The 2,510-nt window shown below is 47.8% G+C and carries 3 protein-coding genes; all 3 read right to left on the bottom strand.

What is annotated here, in order from left to right:
* Nucleotides 1-29: 29 nt before the first annotated feature.
* On the bottom strand, nucleotides 30-1,634 hold the full coding sequence (locus FTV18_RS15515) for an IS66 family transposase (protein WP_180018803.1): 1,605 nt from the start codon (nucleotides 1,632-1,634) through the stop codon (nucleotides 30-32).
* A gap of 74 nt (nucleotides 1,635-1,708) precedes the next feature.
* Nucleotides 1,709-2,044: an IS66 family insertion sequence element accessory protein TnpB gene (tnpB, locus tag FTV18_RS15510; protein WP_000618091.1), complete on the bottom strand. Its 336-nt coding sequence runs from the start codon at nucleotides 2,042-2,044 to the stop codon at nucleotides 1,709-1,711.
* On the bottom strand, nucleotides 2,041-2,424 hold the full coding sequence (locus FTV18_RS15505) for a transposase (protein ID WP_019836977.1): 384 nt from the start codon (nucleotides 2,422-2,424) through the stop codon (nucleotides 2,041-2,043). The genes tnpB and FTV18_RS15505 overlap by 4 nt, the downstream gene beginning before the upstream one ends.
* Nucleotides 2,425-2,510 lie beyond the last annotated feature (86 nt).

Below are 2,510 nucleotides of genomic sequence, written 5' to 3'. Positions count from 1 at the left end.
AAGCGTCCGCTGAACCCCATGCCTATTTTTTAATTCGGTTCAGGTTTCCAGCGGTGTGGTAGCAATTCTTCAATCTGAGTCACTTTATGTGTCGGCAACCTTTTCAGCACATCACTTAAATAGGCATAGGGATCCAGCCCATTCAGCTTTGCTGACTGGATTAATGTCATAATATTGGCTGCTCGCTGACCGCTGCGCAGCGAACCTGCAAATAACCAGTTCTTACGTCCCAACGCCCAGGGGCGCATCTGGTTTTCCACCCAGTTATTGCAAATCGGTAGATTGCCATCATCCAGATAGCGGCTTAAGGCTGGCCAACGCTTCAGAGTGTAATTGATCGCCTTGGCGGTTGGAGAACTCGATGGCACTGTCAGATGATGTTGGTTGAGCCATTCATACAGTTGTTGCATCACCGGTTGACTATGCTGTTGTCGGTATTCGCGGCGCTGTTCTGCTGTACCATCGGTCTTTTTCCTGAGTTCTGCTTCTATGGCATACAGTTTCTGAATCAGCACTAATGCCTGTTCAGCGACCTGACTTTTTTTGGTCACATGCAGTTCATGGAATTTACGACGCGCATGCGCCATGCAGCCCACCTCAATGACCTGACCTGATTTAAAGCGTGCTTTATAACCGCTGTAATCATCACAGACCAGATGGCCCTGCCAGTCTTTCAGGAACGCTTCAGCATGCTGACCTGAACGACTATCCTGAAAGTCATAGATCACGGCTTGAACTGGATTGTACTGTGTAGTGGCATAGGCCCAGACATAACCTTTCTTCGGTTTTTTATCATTCTCACCCATCCGCATGATGGTGACCGGCGTTTCATCGGCATGGATCACCCGCTGTTGCAGCACCACCTGTTTTAAGGCATTGGCCAGAGGTTCCAGTTCCACACCGCAGCGACCAATCCAGTCAGATAACGTGGATCTGGACAGATCAATGCCAGCCCGCTGATAGATCAGGCGCTGACGGTACAGCGGCAAATGATCGGCATACTTCGATACCAGCACATGGCTGAGCAGTTCAGGACTGGCAATACCTTTATCAATCACATAGGCGGGCATCGCTTGCTGAGTCAGGGTGTCGCACTGATCACAGACCCATTTGCCACGTACATGCTGTTCCTTATAGAACTGTGCCGGTCTGAAATGCAGTTTTTCACTGATATCTTCGCCGATACGACGTAACTGGCAGCCACAACTGCATTGGGTTGATGCAGGTTCATGCTCAATACGGATGGTGTGTAGATGATCTGGCAGCAGTCGACGTTTAGGTTTGTTGACTGTGGCTTTGTGTGTCGCTGCATGGGTTTTATCTGCATTTAATCGTTCTAATTCCAGATCAACGGCTGCGATATCTTCTTCGACCGCCTCATCCCACAGATGGATTTGTTTTGCAGTGAGATGTTCGTTTTTACTGCCGAATTTATGCTTTTTAAACAGCGCCAGTTCATGCTCGTATTTTTGATTGAGAATAGAAAGATGCTGAACTTTGGCATCCAATTGCTGGTTTGATTTTTCTAATTCTTGATTTGATTGTGCCAGAGACTGATGCTGCATCGCCAACTGCCGGGTAAATTCCAGCAGTTGTTCATGGGTCAGTTGGCTTAAGTCAGGCAGCGTATTCATGACCGCAGTATGCCTGAGGTCATGAGAAGAATGAAATAGAACGTTTGGAGAATAGCAGAATGGAACAGCCTGGTTTAAAGCATCGTCACCACCTGCTGTCGTCCAATGCGCTGCCAGGGCAAACCTTGGATCAGTGCCTGTAACTGTTCCGGGCTGAGGGCCACGGTTTCACCTTGGTGAACTTGAGCCCAGTGAAATTTGCCCTGTTCCAGCCGCCTGGCACACAGCCAGATGCCCAGTCCATCATGTACCAGTACTTTCATGCGATGGCCACGTTTATTACAGAACAGGTAAGCACAATGCGGTTTGATGTAGCCAAAGGCTCTCACCACCTGAGCCATGGTCGTATCCATACCTGCACGCATGTCCATGGGCTGAGTAGACAACCAGATTTCATCAATGCGGATCATGTTGCCAGTGCCTTGAGTAATTCTGCCAAGGCAGGTATTTCTGATGTCTGCCATTTTAGCTGAATATCATTATTCGTATGAGGCACGGTGATACACAACGTGATCCTCTCATCAATAGGTTGGCTGATTGCAGCAGTGTAAGGCAAAGCAATAAATGCTGGATTCACATGAGTAGGATCCTGCACGGCACCATCATGATGGCTGAAGATCCTGATCCAACGACTGACAAGGTTGGCATTAATACTATGTTGCAGTGCGACCGAAGCGATCGAGGTATTAGGATTTTTGCAGGCATTGACAATACTGAGTTTGAATTCTTTGCTGTATGTTCTGCGTTTTTTAGCAACAGGAGGTGTTGCTGAATATATATCCATGTTCATGGATTAAGTCCCCACTTGTTTTTAGGTGGGAACTAAATTAAGGCTTATAGGATCGCTTGGTAAGGCTGTGTTAGCCGGATGCTTAC

This window comes from Acinetobacter sp. YH12241, from assembly GCF_013417535.1.
Classification (GTDB): Bacteria; Pseudomonadota; Gammaproteobacteria; order Pseudomonadales; family Moraxellaceae; genus Acinetobacter.
Note: the sequence above shows the minus strand (reverse complement) of the source record. Positions and strands in the feature narration are given on the sequence as shown.

Coding starts and splice junctions, on each gene's coding strand:
- tnpB (WP_000618091.1), bottom strand. CDS start 2,044: ATGATCCGCATTGATGAAATCTGGTTGTCTACTCAGCCCATGGACATG.
- FTV18_RS15515 (WP_180018803.1), bottom strand. CDS start 1,634: ATGAATACGCTGCCTGACTTAAGCCAACTGACCCATGAACAACTGCTG.
- FTV18_RS15505 (WP_019836977.1), bottom strand. CDS start 2,424: ATGAACATGGATATATATTCAGCAACACCTCCTGTTGCTAAAAAACGC.